Below are 17073 nucleotides of genomic sequence, written 5' to 3' on the forward strand. Positions count from 1 at the left end.
CCTCGAAAGCCATGCACGGCGGTGCCGATGAGGCGGGGAGGGGCTTGTGAGACGTATGACGGCTCGACCCGCGAACGCGCATCAGGCGCGGCTGCTGCGGCTGTTGCGCGACGGCGGTCCCAACTCCCGCGCACAGCTGGGGGACCGGGTGGACCTCTCGCGGTCGAAGCTGGCCGTGGAGGTGGACCGGCTCCTGGAGACCGGCCTGGTCGTGGCCGACGGACTCGCCGCCTCACGCGGGGGACGCCGGTCGCACAACATCCGGCTGGCTCCACAACTGCGGTTCCTCGGTGTCGACATCGGCGCCACCTCGATCGATGTGGCCGTCACCAACGCGGAGTTGGAGATCCTCGGCCACATCAACCAGCCCATGGACGTACGGGACGGCCCCGTCGCCGTCTTCGAGCAAGTGCTCGCCATGGCAGCCAAGTTGAAGGCCTCCGGGCTCGCGGAGGGGTTCGACGGCGCCGGTATCGGCGTCCCCGGACCGGTCCGCTTCCCCGAGGGCGTCCCCGTCGCCCCGCCGATCATGCCGGGCTGGGACGGGTTCCCGGTGCGCGAGGCGCTCAGCCAGGAACTCGGCTGCCCCGTCATGGTCGACAACGACGTGAACCTGATGGCGATGGGGGAGCAGCACGCGGGCGTGGCCCGTTCCGTGGGCGACTTCCTCTGCGTCAAGATCGGCACCGGCATAGGCTGCGGCATCGTCGTCGGCGGTGAGGTCCACCGCGGTACGACGGGCAGCGCCGGCGACATCGGGCACATCCTCGCCGTACCGGACGGCCGCCCCTGCGCCTGCGGCAACCGGGGCTGTCTGGAGGCCCACTTCAGCGGCGCCGCGCTCGCCCGCGACGCCAAGGACGCGGCCCAGCAGGGACTCTCGGCGGAACTCGCCACCCGCCTGGAGACCCACGGCACCCTGACCGCCGTCGACGTGGCCGCCGCTGCCGCCGCCGGCGACGCCACCGCGCTGGACCTGATACGCGAGGGCGGCAACCGCACCGGCCAGGTCATCGCCGGACTCGTCAGCTTCTTCAACCCCGGCCTGGTGGTGATAGGCGGCGGGGTGACCGGCCTCGGCCACACCCTGCTCGCCGCCATCCGCACCCAGGTCTACCGCCAGTCACTGCCCCTCGCGACCGGCAATCTGCCCATCGTGCTGGGGGAGTTGGGGCCCGCCGCCGGAGTCATCGGCGCGGCCCGCCTCATCAGCGACCATCTGTTCTCACCCGCGTAAACCCGCGTAGCCCGCGTAAGTCCGCCTGAGCCCGCGTAAGTCCGCCAAGCCCGCGCAAGTCCGCGCCAGCGACACCACCGACACCGATCACCGGCCCCCATCACCGGCACCGCACCCTGCTCTGCCCTGCCCTGCCCGAACGCGTCTGCCCAGCAGACGGATTCGCCCTGAAACCGGCCCGCACGCCCGCCAAGGGGAACTCATGGCACCAGAACCACCGCTGCTCACCATGTCCGGCATCACCAAGTCGTTCCCCGGAGTCCGGGCCCTCGACGGCGTCGACCTCGACGTCCAGGCCGGAGAGGTCCACTGTCTGCTCGGCCAGAACGGCGCCGGGAAGTCCACCCTGATCAAGGTCCTGGCCGGCGCCCACCAGCCCGACGACGGCACGATCACCTGGCGGGGCGAACCCGTCACCCTGAAGTCCCCGATCGCCGCCATGCGCCTCGGCGTCGCCACCATCTACCAGGAACTCGACCTGGTGGAGGGCCTGTCGGTGGCCGAGAACGTCCACCTCGGCCATGAACCCACGGCCGCCGGCTTCGTCGTACGGGGAAAGGCGGCCAGGGCATCAACTGCCGCTCTTCTCAAGCGACTCGGGCATCCCGAGGTCGATCCGGCGCGGCTCGTCGGGGAGTTGTCGGCCGCCCAGCAGCAGATCGTGTCCATGGCGCGGGCGCTCTCCCACGACGTACGGCTGATCGTGATGGACGAGCCGTCGGCCGCGCTCGACCCGGACGAGGTCGACAACCTGTTCAGGATCGTGGGGGATCTGACCGCGGCCGGAGTCGCCGTCGTCTACATCTCGCACCGACTGGAGGAGATCCGGCGGATCGGCGACCGGGTGACCGTGCTGAAGGACGGGCGGGCCGTCGCGGGCGGGCTGCCCGCGAAGTCGACCCCGACGCGCGAGGTCGTGGCGCTGATGACCGGACGGAACGTCGAGTACGTCTTCCCGGACCGGCCGCCCGTGCCGCCGACGGGGACCGCGCCCGTGCTGGAGGTACGGGGACTGGCGCGCGCCGGGGAGTTCGAGGCCCTCGACCTCGACGTGCGGCCCGGCGAGATCGTGGGCCTCGCCGGACTCGTCGGCTCGGGACGGTCGGAGATCCTGGAGACGATCTACGGCGCCCGAAAGCCGTCCTCCGGTCAAGTGAGCGTCGACGGGCGGCAGTTGAGACCCGGGAGTGTACGGGCCGCCGTACGGGCCGGGGTCGGGCTCGCCCCCGAGGAGCGCAAGGCGCAGGCGCTGCTGATGCTGGAGTCCGTCACCAGGAACGTCTCCGTGTCGTCGATGTCCCGCTTCGCGCGCGTCGGCTGGATCGACCGGGGCGCCGAACACCGCGCCGCCCGGGCCGCGACCCGTGAGCTGTCCCTGCGCCCCGACAACCCGGACGTCCCCGTCCGCACCCTCTCCGGAGGCAACCAGCAGAAGGCGGTCCTCGCCCGCTGGCTGCTGCGCGGCTGCCGGGTCCTGCTGCTCGACGAACCGACCCGGGGCGTCGACGTGGGGGCCCGCGCCGAGCTGTACGCGGTGGTCCGCCGGCTCGCCGACGAAGGGCTCGCCGTGCTGCTGGTCTCCAGCGAGGTGCCCGAAGTCCTCGGCCTCGCCGACCGGGTGCTCGTGCTGCGCGAGGGCCGCGTCGTGCACACCGCACCCGCCCGCGAACTCGACGAACACCGTGTCCTCGACCTCGTGATGGAAGGAAGCCCGGTGGCCAGTGACGGAAGCCCGGTGGCCGGAGCGGGGAGACCCGTGACCGGTGCGGGGAGGCCTGTGACAGACGCGGGGAGCCCCGTGACCGGTGAAGCGAGCCCCGTGACCGGTGAAGGGAGCCCGGCGTCATGACCCAGCCCGTGTCCCCGCCCCGGGGCGCCGACAAAGTGACACCCGTGAGCGAGCCGCCGGCCTGGCGTGCCCTCGTGTTCCGCGCGGATGTCCGCACCCTGTCGCTCCTCGGCGTCCTCGCCGCGCTGATCGTCATCGGCGGCGCCACCCGACCCGACGAATTCCTCGACACCCGCAACCTCCAACTCGTCCTCACCCAGGCCTCGGTGATCGGTGTCGTCACCGTCGGCATGACCTTCGTCATCACCTCCGGAGGCATCGACCTGTCGGTCGGCGCGATCGTCGCCCTGGCCTCCGTATGGGCGACGACCGTCGCCACCCAGGAGTACGGCTTCGCCGGCATCCTCTTCACGGCGGTGATCGTCGGCGTCGGCTGCGGCCTGGTGAACGGGCTGCTCATCGCCTACGGCGGGATGGTCCCCTTCATCGCCACCCTCGCCATGCTCGCCTCGGCCCGGGGCCTCGCTCTCCAGATCACCGACGGCAGCACCCAGATCGTGAGCGTCGACGCCATTCTGAACCTCGGCGAGCGTGACGCGTATGTCCTCGGCATCCCGCCGCTCGTCCTGGTCTTCGCGGTCGTGACGATCATCGGCTGGCTGCTGCTGAACCGCACGACCTTCGGCCGGCGCACGGTCGCCGTCGGCGGCAACGCGGAGGCGGCCCGGCTCGCGGGTATCGACGTCCGCCGCCAGCGGCTGTACCTCTATCTGCTCTCCGGGCTGTGCTGCGGCATCGCCGCGTTCCTGCTGATCGTGCTCTCCGGCTCGGGCCAGAACACCAACGGCAACCTCTACGAACTCGACGCCATCGCCGCCGCGATCATCGGCGGCACCCTGCTCACCGGCGGCCGGGGCACCATCACCGGCTCCGTCCTCGGCGTCCTGATCTTCACCACGATCACCAACATCTTCGCGCTCAACAACCTGCAGACCGATGTCCAGCAGATCGCCAAGGGCGCGATCATCGTCGCCGCGGTCCTGGTCCAGCGACGCACGGCAAGCACGACCTGAGACACCGAAGAGCCGGTTCACGGAATTCACGGGATTCACGGGAAAGGTCCACCGCCATGCCAGAGTTCACCAGCCGAAGAGGACTGCTCTTCGGGACCGCCGCCGTCTCGGCCGGCGCCCTCCTCGTCGGTTGCACCAGCAACGAGACCAAGGACGATCCGGCCTCGAACGAGCAGCCGGCCGCCGACGACAAGCCCGGCAAGGCGGTCACCATCGGATTCGCCGGACCGCAGGCCGACCACGGCTGGCTCAACGCGATCAACCAGAACGCCAAGAGCCGCGCCGAGCGCTACGAGGACGTCACGCTGGAGATCACCGAGGGCTCCAACGACACCGCCCAGCAGATCGGCCAGATCGAGACCCTCATCAACAAGAAGGTCGACGTCCTGGTGGTGCTGCCCGCCGACGGCAAGGCGCTCACCCAGGTCGGTCTGAAGGCGATGCGGGCCGGCATCCCCGTGGTCAACCTCGACCGGATCTTCAACTCCCCGCAGGCGTACCGCTGCTGGATCGGCGGCGACAACTACGGCATGGGCCTCAACGCCGGGCACTACATCGGCGAACAGCTCAAGGACAAGGGCGACGCCCGGGTCATCGAGCTCGCCGGGCTCGACAACCTGGAGCTGACCAAGCAGCGCACGCAGGGCTTCGACGACGCGCTGAAGAACTACCCCAACATCAAGAAGGTGGCCCGGCAGGCCGCCGACTTCACGGTCGAGTCGGGCCAGGCCAAGATGGCCCAGCTCCTCCAGGCCCAGTCGAACTTCGACGCCCTGTGGAACCACGACGACGACCAGGGTGTCGGCGCCCTGCGCGCCATCGAGCAGGCCGGGCGCGACGACTTCCTGATGGTCGGCGGGGCGGGTGCGCTCTCCGCGTTCCAGGCCATCAAGAAGGACGACGGGGTGCTGAAGGCGACCGTCCTCTACCCGCCGACCATGGCCGCCTCCGCGATCGACCTCGCCCGCGCCCTCGGCCAGGGCAAGGGCGTCGGCGGCCTCGCCGAGTTCGAGATCCCGGCCTCGCTCACGCTCTACTCGGCGGTCGTCGACAAGAGCAACGTCGACCAGTACATGCCGACCGGCTTCAAGTGACGGGTCCCACCGGACGGGCCTGACCGGACGGGCCCGGCCGGAGACCGGCATCCGGGGCGACGCGGAGCGGCGCTCCGGACCACCCGGTCGGGCCCCACCCCCCACCGCGCGACCACGAGGAGGACACACGCATGGGACAGCCGCAGCAGCCCGACCAGGCCGAGGCGGAGGAGTCAGGATCCGCGGGGCCGCACTCCGGGACGTGGCCCGCCGGGCTCGCCGGTGGGCTCGGCAAGCCGCCGTTGCGGGTCGGGATGGTCGGCTACGCCTTCATGGGGGCCGCGCACTCGCAGGGGTGGCGTACGGCGGGCCGGGCCTTCGATCTGCCGCTCAGCCCGGTGCTCGCCGCCGTGTGCGGACGGGACCGGGACGCGGTGCGGGCCATGGCGGACCGGCACGGGTGGGCGGAGACGGAGACCGACTGGCGGGAACTGATCGCCCGGGACGACATCGACCTCGTCGACATCTGCACCCCCGGCGACAGCCACGCCGAGATCGCCCTCGCCGCCCTCGCCGCAGGCAAGCACGTGCTCTGTGAGAAGCCCCTCGCCAACACGGTCGCCGAGGCCGAGGCGATGACAGAGGCCGCCGAAGAGGCGTACGCACGCGGCAAGTTGGCGATGGTCGGCTTCAATTACCGCCGCGTGCCCGCCACCGCGCTCGCCCGCCGCATGGTCGCCGAGGGCAGGCTGGGCGCCCTGCGGCACGTACGGGTGACGTACCTTCAGGACTGGCTCGTGGACCCGGAGTTCCCCCTCACCTGGCGGCTGCGCAAGGAGTCCGCCGGCTCGGGCGCGCTCGGCGACCTGGGCGCCCACATCGTCGACCTCGCGCAGTATCTGGCGGGCGAACCGGTGATCGGGGTGTCCGCGCTGATGGAGACCTTCGTACGGGAACGGCCCCTGCCCGCCGGGGTGTCCAGCGGTCTCGCGTCCTCCGGTGGCACCGCCGGGCGCGGCGCGGTCACCGTCGACGACACGGCCCTGTTCACCGGCCGCCTCGCCTCCGGCGCCGTCGCCTCCTTCGAGGCCACCCGCTTCGCCACCGGCCGCAAGAACGCCCTGCGCATCGAACTCAACGGCGAGCGCGGCTCGTTGGCCTTCGACCTGGAACGGCTCAACGAACTCGCCTACCACGACCACACCGAACCCGCCGCGCACGCCGGCTTCCGGCGCATCCTCGTCACCGAGCCCGACCACCCCTACCTGGACGCCTGGTGGCCGCCGGGCCACGGCCTCGGCTACGAGCACACCTTCGTCCACCAGGCACGCGACCTGGTCCACGCCATCGCATCAGGCCGGCGGCCCGAACCCTCCTTCGCCGAAGGACTCCAGGTGCAGCGGGTGCTCGCGGCGGTCGAGGAGAGCGCCGAGAAGAACTCCGTCTACACCCCCACCCACACGCCCGCATCGGTCTGAGGAGGCCCCGGACATGCCGCGCGACTTCACGCTCTTCACCGGCCAGTGGGCCGACCTGCCCCTCGAAGAGGTCTGCCGCCTCGCCCGCGACTTCGGCTACGACGGCCTCGAACTCGCCTGCTGGGGCGACCACTTCGAGGTCGACAAGGCGCTCGCCGACTCGTCGTACCTCGACTCCCGCCACCAACTCCTGGAGAAGTACGGCCTCAAGTGCTGGGCCGTCTCCAACCACCTGGTGGGCCAGGCCGTGTGCGACGCCATCATCGACGAACGCCACCGGGGCATCCTGCCCGCCCGGATCTGGGGCGACGGCGAGCCCGAGGGCGTACGGCAGCGGGCCGCCGCCGAGATGGCCGACACCGCGCGGGCCGCCGCCGCCTTCGGCGTGGACACCGTCATCGGTTTCACCGGCTCCGCCATCTGGCACCTGGTCGCCATGTTCCCGCCCGCCCCCGAGTCGATGATCGAGCGCGGCTACGACGACTTCGCGAGGCGCTGGAACCCGATCCTCGACGTGTTCGACGCCCAGGGCGTGCGGTTCGCCCACGAGGTCCACCCGAGCGAGATCGCCTACGACTACTGGACGACCCAGCGGGCCCTGGAGGCGGTCGACCGCCGTCCGGCCTTCGGGCTGAACTTCGACCCCTCGCACTTCGTGTGGCAGGACCTCGACCCGGTCGGCTTCCTGTGGGACTTCCGCGACCGGATCTACCACGTCGACTGCAAAGAGGCCCGCAAGCGGCTCGACGGCCGCAACGGGCGCCTGGGCTCGCATCTGCCCTGGGGCGACCCCCGGCGCGGCTGGGACTTCGTGTCGGCCGGCCACGGCGACGTCCCCTGGGAGGACGTCTTCCGGATGCTCCGCTCGATCGACTACCGGGGCCCCGTCTCCGTCGAGTGGGAGGACGCCGGCATGGACCGGCTCCAGGGCGCCCCCGAGGCCCTGAACCGCCTCAAGGCGTACGACTTCGACCCGCCGTCGGCCTCGTTCGACGCGGCGTTCGGCGGCAACGACTAGGGCCCTACGGCCCCCTTGTGTCTTCCGGGGTGACGGCGCACCCCGGCGTACCGCACACACCCGTACACCCCCGTACGACCAGCCCCTCTCTGGAGGCATTTCGTGCACCCGTACGACGACAACAGACACCCCACCAGCCCCTTCAGACGCCGCAGAGTGCGTGGACCGATCGCGCTGCTGAGCGGCCTGCTGCTCGCGGGCGCGTCGCTCTCCCTCACCGCGCCCGCTGCCGGCGCGGCCGATGCCGAACCGAAGGCCGCCGCCGCTGCCGCCGAGGACTTCCAGCAGGTCACCCTCGCCAAGGGCGAGCCGGAGGTCGGCGAGCCGATGTCGCTCGCCGTCCTCCCGGACCGCTCGGTCCTGCACACCTCGCGCGACGGCGAACTGCGCCTCACCGACGCGGCGGGCAACACCAGGCTCGCGGGCAAGCTCGACGTGTACAGCCACGACGAGGAGGGCCTCCAGGGCATCGGCGTCGACCCGGGCTTCGCCGGCAACCGCTTCATCTACCTGTACTACGCGCCCCCGCTGAACACCCCGGCCGGTGACGCCCCCGAGACCGGAACGGCCGCCGACTTCGCGCCCTTCGACGGCGTCAACCGGCTCTCCCGCTTCGTCCTGAAGACCGACGGCACCCTCGACAAGGCCAGCGAGAAGAAGATCATCGACGTCCCCGCGTCACGCGGCATCTGCTGCCACGTCGGCGGCGACATCGACTTCGACGCGGCTGGCAACCTGTATCTGTCGACGGGCGACGACAGCAACCCGTTCCAGTCGGACGGCTTCACCCCCATCGACGAGCGGTCCAACCGCAACCCGGCCTTCGACGCCCAGCGCACCTCCGGCAACACCAACGACCTGCGCGGCAAGATCCTGCGCATCAAGGTGAACGCCGACGGCTCGTACGCCGTCCCCGACGGCAACCTCTTCGCACCCGGCACGGACAAGACGCGCCCCGAGATCTACGCGATGGGCTTCCGCAACCCGTTCCGGTTCAGCGTCGACAAGAAGACCGGCATCCTCTACGTCGGTGAGTACGGCCCCGACGCGGGCGCCGCCAACCCCTCGCGCGGCCCGGCCGGACAGGTCGAGTTCGCCCGCGTGACCAAGCCCGGCAACTTCGGCTGGCCGTACTGCACCGGCAAGAACGACGCCTATGTCGACTACGACTTCGCCACCGGCACCTCGGGCGCGGCCTTCGACTGCGCGGCCCCGAAGAACACCTCGCCGAACAACACCGGCCTCACCGACCTGCCGCCCGCCGAGCCCGCCTGGATCCCCTACAACGGCGACTCCGTCCCGGAGTTCGGCGACGGCTCCGAGTCTCCGATGGGCGGCCCGGTCTACGACTACGACGCCGCGCTCGACTCCCCGGTGAAGTTCCCGCAGGCGTACGACGGCGACTTCTTCGCCGGTGAGTTCGGCCGCCGCTGGATCAAGCGGATCACCAGCGACGCCGACGGCACCGTCCAGTCGATCAACAATGTCCCGTGGACCGGCACCCAGGTCATGGACATGGCCTTCGGCCCGGACGGCGCGCTGTACGTCCTCGACTACGGCATCTCCTGGTTCGGCGGCGACGAGCACTCCGCCCTCTACCGCATCGAGAACGCCACCGACGGCCACTCCCCGGTCGCCGCGGCCGCCGCCGACCGCACCTCGGGCCAGGCGAAACTGAAGGTCAGCTTCTCCTCGGAGGGCACCAGCGACCAGGACGGCGACGCCCTCACCTACAGCTGGGACTTCGGCGACGGCGGCACCTCCACGGCCGCGAACCCGAAGCACACCTACAAGAAGAACGGCACCTACACGGCGACCGTGACCGCCAAGGACACCTCGGGCCGTACCGGCAGCGCGAGCGTGCAGATCGTCGTCGGCAACACCGCGCCCAAGGTCGAACTGCAACTCCCGGCGGACGGGCAGCTGTTCGCCTTCGGTGACGCCGTACCGTTCAAGGTGAAGGTCAGCGACCCGGAGGACGGCCGCCCGATCGACTGCGCCAAGGTCAAGGTCACCTTCATCCTCGGCCACGACAGCCACGGCCACCCGGTGACCTCCGCCAACGGCTGCACCGGCACCATCCAGACCAGCGCCGACGGCGGCCACGACGAGAACGCCAACATCTTCGGGGTGTTCGACGCCGAGTACACCGACGGCGGAGGCGGCGGCCAGGCCCCGCTGACCACCCATGACCAGAACGTGGTCCAGCCCACCCACCGCCAGGCCGAGCACTACGGCGACTCGTCCGGCATCGCGGTGCAGTCCAAGGCCACGGCCCACGGCGGCAAGACGGTCGGTGACATCTCCGACGGCGACTGGATCTCCTTCAAGCCCTACGTCCTGTCCAACGCCACGAAGATCACCGCACGTATCTCCTCCGGGGGCGCCGGCGGCAAACTGGAGGTCCGGGCGGGCTCCCCGACCGGCCGGGTCCTCGGCAGCGCCACCGTGCCGGTGACCGGCGGCTGGGAGAACTTCCAGGACGTCACCGCCGACCTGTCCAGGGCCCCGCGCGGCAGCACCACGCTCTACCTGGTGTTCAAGGGGAGCGGCTCCGGCGGCCTGTTCGACGTGGACGACTTCACCTTCACGAAGCGGTGAGGGGGCGTCATGCCGATGAACGGACGCGGACGCGTGTGGGCCGCACTGGGTGGAGCGGCCCTGCTGATCGGTTGTGTGTCGGGGCCGGCCGTGTCGGACGATGAGGGCGGCTCCGACGAACACCGCCGCTCCGACGAACCCCGGGTGCTGGTGTTCTCCAAGACCGCCGGCTTCCGGCACGACTCGATCCCCGAGGGCATCGCGGCCGTACGGGAACTGGGCACGGCCCACGGCTTCGCGGTCGACGCCACGGAGGACGCCGGCGCCTTCACCGCCCGCAATCTCGGGCGCTACGACGCCGTGGTGTTCCTCTCGACGACCGGCGACGTCCTGAACTCCGCCCAACAGGGCGTGTTCGAGCGGTACATCAAACGCGGGGGCGCCTATGTGGGTGTCCACGCCGCCGCCGACACCGAGTACGACTGGGCCTTCTACGGCGGGCTCGCGGGCGCGTACTTCCAGTCGCACCCCGCGATCCAGCCCGCGACGGTCGACGTCGAGGACCACGCCCACCCGGCCACCGCCGGTCTGGGCGCGACCTGGAACCGCACGGACGAGTGGTACAACTACCGCTCCAACCCCCGTGAGCGGGCCCATGTCCTCGCCTCGCTCGACGAGTCGTCGTACAGCGGCGGCACCATGAACGGCGACCATCCGATCGCCTGGTGCCAGGAGTACCAGGGCGGCCGTGCCTTCTACACCGGCGGCGGCCACACCAAGGAGTCCTTCGCCGAACCCGCTTTCCGGCAGCACCTGCTGGGCGGCATCCGGTGGGCGATCGGCGAGGCCCAGGCCGACTGCCGGCCGGAGAACGGCTACCGGCCGCTGTTCGACGGAACCGCCGACTCGCTGTCCGCCTGGCGGCAGGCGGGACCCGGCTCCTTCACCCTGTCCGACGACGGCACGATCACGTCGGCGGGCGGCATGGGGATGCTCTGGTACGCCGGTCGGAGCTTCGGGTCGTACTCCCTGAAGCTCGACTGGAGGATGTCCGGCGCCTCCGGCGACGACAACTCCGGTGTGTTCGTGGGCTTCCCGCCCTCGGACGACCCCTGGTCGGCCGTGAACAACGGCTACGAGATCCAGATCGACGCCACCGACGTGCCCGAGAAGACCACAGGGTCCGTCTACGGCTTCCGGTCCGCCGACATCAGGAAACGCGACCGCGCCCTGAACCCGCCGGGGGAGTGGAACACGTACGAGATCCGCGTGGAGGGCGAGCGCCTCCGCGTCTGGCTCAACGGCGTGAAGATCAACGATTTCACCAACACCGATCCGGTACGGAGCCTGCGCGACGGTCACTTCGGCATCCAGAACCACGGGGCCGACGACCAGGTGTCCTTCCGTGACATCCGGATCAGGGAACTGCCCGCGCGGGCCGCCACCGCAGCCGATAAGGCGGCGGCCCGGACCCCGGGCGACTGAACGGCGGCGGGCGGGGGACGCCGGACCTCCGCCCGCCGTCTTTGCCCCTCCTGCGGAGGGCTGCCGCATGACCGTGACAAGCGACAAGGAGGCCGCCCATGTCCGTGTCCCTCGCCGCCCCCGCCGACCTGCGCGGCCATCTGGACACCCACCTCCCGGGCGCGGCCCGTGCCTGGCTGGGCCGGGCGCTCGACGAGGCCGCCGACGCGCCGGGCGCGCACGGGCCGGTCCCCGTGTGGGAGCTGCGCCTCGCCGAGGCGGGCCGGCGCTGCGGTACCGACCACGCCGACGCCGTCCGCGTGCTGATCCTGCACGCGGCCCGCGCCGACAGCGACGCGCTCACCCGGGTCTACCGCCAGGGCACCGCCGACGAACGCCGCGCGGTCCTGCACGCACTGCCGCACCTCGTGCCGGGCCCCGAGGCGCTGCACCTCGTCGAGGACGCCCTGCGCACCCACGACACCCGCCTCGTCGCCGCCGCCCTCGGCCCGTACGCCGCCCGTCATCTGGACCCGCACCAGTGGCGGCACGCCGTGCTCAAGTGCCTGTTCACCGAGGTCAGCGTCGACGAGATCGCAGACCTGGCCCGGCGTGCCCACCGCGACCGCGAACTCGCCCGCATGCTCGGCGCCTTCGCCGAGGAACGCACCGCCGCGGGCCGTCCCGTACCCGAGGACCTGCACCGCGTCCTGGCCCTGACCGCGTCCCCGCCGGCCGACGAGATCGGCATCGACGGCAAGGAGACCAAGGAGTCCTGATGCGCATCTTCGACCCCCACATCCACATGACGTCACGGACCACCGACGACTACGAGGCGATGCGCGAGGCGGGCGTCCGCGCGGTCGTGGAGCCGGCCTTCTGGCTGGGGCAGCCCCGCACCTCGGCCGCCTCCTTCGTCGACTACTTCGACTCCCTGCTGGGCTGGGAGCCCTTCCGCGCCGCCCAGTACGGCATCGCCCACCACTGCGCCCTCGCCCTCAACCCCAAGGAGGCGAACGACCCGCGCTGCACGCCCGTCCTGGATCAGCTGCCCCGCTATCTGCTCAAGGACCGGGTCGTGGCCGTCGGCGAGATCGGCTACGACTCCATGACCCCGGCCGAGGACCACGCGCTCGAACTCCAGTTGCAGCTGGCCGCAGACCACGGTCTGCCCGCCCTCGTCCACACCCCGCACCGGGACAAGCTCGCCGGTCTGCGCCGCACGCTCGACGTCGTACGGGCCTCCGCCCTGCCCGTCGAGCGGGTGCTGCTCGACCACCTCAACGAGACCACCGTCCAGGAGGCCAGGGACAGCGGCGCCTGGCTCGGGTTCTCCGTCTACCCGGACACCAAGATGGACGAGGAACGCACGGTCGCCGTGATCAAGGAGTTCGGCCCGGAGCGGGTGCTGGTCAACTCCGCCGCCGACTGGGGCAGAAGCGACCCCCTGAAGACCCGCAGGGTCGCCGACGCCCTGCTCGACGCCGGGTTCGACGAGGACGCCGTGGACCTGGTGCTGTGGCGCAACCCGGTCGCCTTCTACGGACTCAGCGGCCGCCTGGCGCTCGACCTCACCGCCACCGGCGCCACGCACGAGGGCAACAGCATCCTGCGCGGCGGTGAGTGACCCATGCGCTTCCGCCACCCCGACGGCTCCACCGTCCACCTCGCCTACTGCACCAACGTGCACCCGGCCGAGACCCTCGACGGCGTCCTCGCCCAACTCCGGGACCACTGCGAACCCGTACGCCGCCGCCTCGGCCGCGACCGTGTCGGCATCGGGCTGTGGCTGGCCAGGGACGCCGCCGCGGCCCTGGTGACCGACCCGTCCGCCCTGCGCGGCCTGCGCACCGAACTCGACCGGCGCGGTCTTGAGGTCGTCACCCTCAACGGCTTCCCCTATCAGGGGTTCGGCGCCGAAGAGGTCAAGTACCGCGTGTACCAGCCGGACTGGGCCGACCCGGAACGCCTCGACCACACCACCTCCCTCGCCCGCGTCCTGGCCCGGCTCCTCCCCGACGACGTCACCGAGGGCACCGTCTCCACCCTGCCCCTGGCCTGGCGCACCGCCTACGACGACACCCGCGCCGCCCGCGCCCGCACGGCCCTGCGCACCCTCGCCGAACGCCTCGACGCCGTGGCCGAGCTGACCGGCCGCTCCATCCGCGTCGGCCTGGAACCCGAGCCCGGCTGCACCGTGGAGACCACCGCCGACGCCATCGGCCCCCTCACCGACATCGGCCACGACCGCATCGGCGTCTGCGTCGACACCTGCCATCTCGCCACCTCCTTCGAAGACCCGCACACCGCCCTGGACGCGCTCACCCGAGCCGGCGTCCCCGTCGTCAAGTCCCAGCTCTCGGCCGCCCTGCACGCCGAACACCCCCACCTCCCCGAGGTCCGCGAAGCCCTCGCCGCCTTCGACGAGCCCCGCTTCCTGCACCAGACCCGCACCTCCACCGCCGCCGGCCTGCGCGGCACCGACGACCTCGGCGAGGCACTCCAGGGCGACACCCTCCCCGACGCCTCGCCCTGGCGCTCCCACTTCCACGTCCCGCTCCACGCGGCCCCCGCCGCCCCGCTCACCTCCACGCTCCCGGTGCTCAAAGCCGCCCTCACCCGCCTGGTCGGCGGCGCCCACCCCCTCACCCACCACCTGGAGGTCGAGACCTACACCTGGCAGGCCCTGCCGGCCGAGCTGCGCCCCGGCACCCGCGCCCAGCTCGCCGACGGCATCGCCGCCGAACTCGCCCTCGCCCGCGACCTGTTGACGGACCTCGGCCTCAAGGAGCTGCCATGAACCGCAAGGAGCTGCCGTGACCCGAGACGCCGCCACCACCCCGCGGCCCCGGCCCGAAGCCGGTCCCACCCCTCTCCTCGTCCTCGACGTCGTCGGCCTCACCCCCCGTCTCCTCGACCACATGCCCCACCTCAAGGCCCTCGGGCAGTCCGGCTCCCGCGCCCCGCTCGGCACCGTGCTGCCGGCCGTCACCTGCGCCGCCCAGTCCACGTTCCTCACCGGCACGCTCCCCGCCGAGCACGGCATCGTCGGCAACGGCTGGTACTTCCGTGAACTCGGCGACGTCCTGCTGTGGCGCCAGCACAACGGTCTCGTCGCCGGGGACAAACTCTGGGACGCCGCCCGCCGCGCGCACCCCGGCTACACGGTCGCCAATATCTGCTGGTGGTACGCCATGGGCGCCGACACCGACATCACCGTCACCCCCCGTCCGATCTACTACTCCGACGGCCGCAAGGAACCCGACTGCTACACCCGGCCCCCGGCCCTGCACGACGAACTCACCGCGAAACTCGGCACGTTCCCCCTGTTCCACTTCTGGGGACCGGGCGCCGACCTGGTCTCCAGCCGCTGGATCATCGACGCGACCCGCCACATCGTCCGCACCCGCCGCCCCGACCTGGCCCTGTGCTACCTCCCCCACCTCGACTACGACCTGCAGCGCTTCGGCCCCGACGACCCGCGCTCCCTGAAGGCCGCCGCCGACCTCGACAAGGCCGTGGCGCCCCTGCTCGACGACGCCCGCGCGGAGGGCCGTACCGTCGTCGCGCTCTCCGAGTACGGCATCACCCGCGCCGACCGCCCCGTCGACATCAACCGCGCCCTGCGTCGCGCCGGCCTCCTCGACGTACACACCCAGGACGGCATGGAGTACCTCGACCCGATGGCCTCACGTGCCTTCGCGGTCGCCGATCACCAGATCGCCCATGTGTATGTACGCCGCCCCGAGGACCTGGACGCCACCAGGGAAGCCCTCGCGGACCTGCCCGGGATCGATCAACTCCTCGACGACGAGGGCAAGAAGGCCCATCACCTCGACCATCCGCGCTCCGGCGAGCTCGTCGCCGTCGCGGAGCCGGACGCCTGGTTCACGTACTACTACTGGCTCGACGAGGACCGCGCGCCCGACTTCGCGCGACTGGTCGAGATCCATCGCAAACCCGGCTACGACCCGGTCGAGCTGTTCATGGACCCGCTCGACCCGTTGGTGAAGCTCAAGGCGGCCACGGCACTGGCCCGCAAGAAACTCGGCATGCGCTACCGCATGGCGGTCGTGCCGCTGGACCCCTCGCCTATTCGAGGCAGCCACGGCCGCCTTCCCGCGAGCGACGACGACGGTCCGCTCATCATCTGCTCCACCCCCCGAGCCGTCGGTGACCGCGTGGCGGCCACCGATGTGAAAGCACTCCTGCTCCGACTTGCCGGTCTGTCCTGACCGGTGCCCAGGACCCACAGGTCCTGACTGGTCACAAGTGAAGCACTCACCACTGACAACGCCCGCCCACCCAGAGGAGTTCCAGCATGAGCCGCACCCACCAGCCGGATCCCGAACTCACCCACCGCCTCAGCAGACGAGGCATGCTCGGCGTGGCCGCCGGTGCCACCGTCGCCGCCCTGCTGGGCACGGCCGCCCCGGCGCAGGCCGCCACCGGAACCGAAGCCGCAGCCGCCGGCAAGGGCCGGGGCCGCCCCGTCCTGCCGCCCGGCCGTCTCGGCATCCAGCTGTACAGCCTCCGCGACAAGGTCTCCACCCTCGGCTTCGCCCCCGTCTTCGCCGAGCTGGAGAAGTACGGCTACGACGAGGTCGAGTTCGCCGGCTACACCCAGGGCTCGGCGGGCCCCATCACCCTCGCCCAGCTGAAGCGGCTGGCCCGCGACCACGGCCTCACGCCGATCGGCAGCCACGTCGGCTACTACGCGAGCGACCCGAACGCGTACACCTTCGCCCAGAACCTCACCAAGGTCCTCGACGACGCCCAGGCCCTCGGCCTCAAGCACATCGGCACCGCCTCCGGGCCCTTCCGCTACGGCACGACCGTCGACGCGATGAAGCGGGCCGCGCACGAGTTCAACACCTACGGCGCGGCGGCCAGGGCGCGGGGCATGAAGTTCTACCAGCACAACCACTCCGAGGAGTTCTCCTTCGCCACCGACAACCCCAAGGTCCGGCTCTACGACGTCCTGCTCCGCGAGACCGACCCCGACCTGGTCTTCCTGGAGATGGACATCTTCTGGGCGTACGTGGCCCAGTTCCGGTTCTCCAAGCGGCCCGACGGCACCGCCGCGCCCTTCGAGCCCCTCGACTACGTCCTGCGCCGCCCGAACCGCTACCCGCTCTTCCACGTGAAGGACGGCGAGAGCGACCCGTCGAACCCGTACGGCTACCGCATGACGGACGTCGGTGACGGCGACATCGACTACCAGAAGTTCATCTCGGCCGTCACCCGGCTGAAGGGCCACCGCCTCGCCCACCACTGGCAGGCCGAGCATGACAACCCCACCGAGTCCTTCACCTTCGCCCGCCGCTCCAGCGAGCATCTGCACTCGCTGCGGGAGAAGTGCTGACACAGGCCGGGAAACCGACGGCAGCAGGCGGGGGGCCCCCGGGGGGGGGCCCGCGGGGGGGGGGGGCGCCGCGC

General features: G+C 71.3%; 13 protein-coding genes. All 13 read left to right on the forward strand.

The window, feature by feature from the left end:
• Positions 1-55: 55 nt before the first annotated feature.
• A complete protein-coding gene (locus tag ABT147_RS38220; RefSeq protein WP_351415134.1) occupies positions 56-1237 on the forward strand; it encodes an ROK family transcriptional regulator in 1182 nt (393 codons plus the stop codon).
• A gap of 202 nt (positions 1238-1439) precedes the next feature.
• On the forward strand, positions 1440-3086 hold the full coding sequence (locus ABT147_RS38225; protein WP_351415136.1) for a sugar ABC transporter ATP-binding protein: 1647 nt from the start codon (positions 1440-1442) through the stop codon (positions 3084-3086).
• Positions 3083-4099: an ABC transporter permease gene (locus ABT147_RS38230; RefSeq protein ID WP_351415138.1), complete on the forward strand. Its 1017-nt coding sequence runs from the start codon at positions 3083-3085 to the stop codon at positions 4097-4099. Before ABT147_RS38225 ends, ABT147_RS38230 begins: the two co-directional genes overlap by 4 nt.
• Positions 4100-4155: 56 nt before the next feature.
• Positions 4156-5193, forward strand: a complete 1038-nt coding sequence (locus ABT147_RS38235; RefSeq protein WP_351415140.1) for a substrate-binding domain-containing protein — start codon at positions 4156-4158, stop codon at positions 5191-5193.
• Between the two features lie 131 nt (positions 5194-5324).
• Positions 5325-6611, forward strand: a complete 1287-nt coding sequence (locus ABT147_RS38240; protein WP_351415142.1) for a Gfo/Idh/MocA family protein — start codon at positions 5325-5327, stop codon at positions 6609-6611.
• Positions 6612-6624: 13 nt separating this feature from the next.
• Complete coding sequence (locus tag ABT147_RS38245) at positions 6625-7629, forward strand: sugar phosphate isomerase/epimerase family protein (protein WP_351415145.1); 1005 nt, start codon at positions 6625-6627, stop codon at positions 7627-7629.
• A 156-nt stretch (positions 7630-7785) separates the two neighbouring features.
• Positions 7786-10230 (forward strand): PQQ-dependent sugar dehydrogenase, encoded by a 2445-nt coding sequence (locus ABT147_RS38250; RefSeq protein ID WP_502983236.1) that lies wholly within the window; start codon positions 7786-7788, stop codon positions 10228-10230.
• 15 nt (positions 10231-10245) lie between these two features.
• Positions 10246-11655, forward strand: a complete 1410-nt coding sequence (locus tag ABT147_RS38255; protein ID WP_502983237.1) for a ThuA domain-containing protein — start codon at positions 10246-10248, stop codon at positions 11653-11655.
• 98 nt (positions 11656-11753) lie between these two features.
• The gene (locus tag ABT147_RS38260; protein WP_351415152.1) at positions 11754-12413 is read left to right on the forward strand and encodes an EboA domain-containing protein; all 660 of its coding nucleotides are present in this window, start codon (positions 11754-11756) and stop codon (positions 12411-12413) included.
• Positions 12413-13261 carry a TatD family hydrolase gene (locus ABT147_RS38265; protein ID WP_351415155.1) on the forward strand — a complete coding sequence of 283 codons (849 nt, stop codon included), beginning with the start codon at positions 12413-12415 and terminating at the stop codon, positions 13259-13261. The genes ABT147_RS38260 and ABT147_RS38265 overlap by 1 nt, the downstream gene beginning before the upstream one ends.
• 3 nt (positions 13262-13264) lie before the next feature.
• Entirely contained in the window at positions 13265-14434 is a 1170-nt protein-coding gene (gene eboE, locus ABT147_RS38270; RefSeq protein ID WP_351415157.1) for a metabolite traffic protein EboE, read from the forward strand.
• Between the two features lie 16 nt (positions 14435-14450).
• Entirely contained in the window at positions 14451-15869 is a 1419-nt protein-coding gene (locus ABT147_RS38275) for an alkaline phosphatase family protein (RefSeq protein ID WP_351415159.1), read from the forward strand.
• 86 nt (positions 15870-15955) lie between these two features.
• On the forward strand, positions 15956-16999 hold the full coding sequence (locus ABT147_RS38280) for a sugar phosphate isomerase/epimerase family protein (RefSeq protein WP_351415162.1): 1044 nt from the start codon (positions 15956-15958) through the stop codon (positions 16997-16999).
• Positions 17000-17073 lie beyond the last annotated feature (74 nt).

Source organism: Streptomyces sp. NPDC001868 (assembly GCF_040297125.1).
Classification (GTDB): domain Bacteria; phylum Actinomycetota; class Actinomycetes; order Streptomycetales; family Streptomycetaceae; genus Streptomyces.

Coding starts and splice junctions, on each gene's coding strand:
- ABT147_RS38260 (WP_351415152.1), top strand. CDS start 11,754: ATGTCCGTGTCCCTCGCCGCCCCCGCCGACCTGCGCGGCCATCTGGAC.
- ABT147_RS38265 (WP_351415155.1), top strand. CDS start 12,413: ATGCGCATCTTCGACCCCCACATCCACATGACGTCACGGACCACCGAC.
- eboE (WP_351415157.1), top strand. CDS start 13,265: ATGCGCTTCCGCCACCCCGACGGCTCCACCGTCCACCTCGCCTACTGC.
- ABT147_RS38245 (WP_351415145.1), top strand. CDS start 6,625: ATGCCGCGCGACTTCACGCTCTTCACCGGCCAGTGGGCCGACCTGCCC.
- ABT147_RS38255 (WP_502983237.1), top strand. CDS start 10,246: ATGAACGGACGCGGACGCGTGTGGGCCGCACTGGGTGGAGCGGCCCTG.
- ABT147_RS38225 (WP_351415136.1), top strand. CDS start 1,440: ATGGCACCAGAACCACCGCTGCTCACCATGTCCGGCATCACCAAGTCG.
- ABT147_RS38230 (WP_351415138.1), top strand. CDS start 3,083: ATGACCCAGCCCGTGTCCCCGCCCCGGGGCGCCGACAAAGTGACACCC.
- ABT147_RS38220 (WP_351415134.1), top strand. CDS start 56: ATGACGGCTCGACCCGCGAACGCGCATCAGGCGCGGCTGCTGCGGCTG.
- ABT147_RS38240 (WP_351415142.1), top strand. CDS start 5,325: ATGGGACAGCCGCAGCAGCCCGACCAGGCCGAGGCGGAGGAGTCAGGA.
- ABT147_RS38235 (WP_351415140.1), top strand. CDS start 4,156: ATGCCAGAGTTCACCAGCCGAAGAGGACTGCTCTTCGGGACCGCCGCC.
- ABT147_RS38280 (WP_351415162.1), top strand. CDS start 15,956: ATGAGCCGCACCCACCAGCCGGATCCCGAACTCACCCACCGCCTCAGC.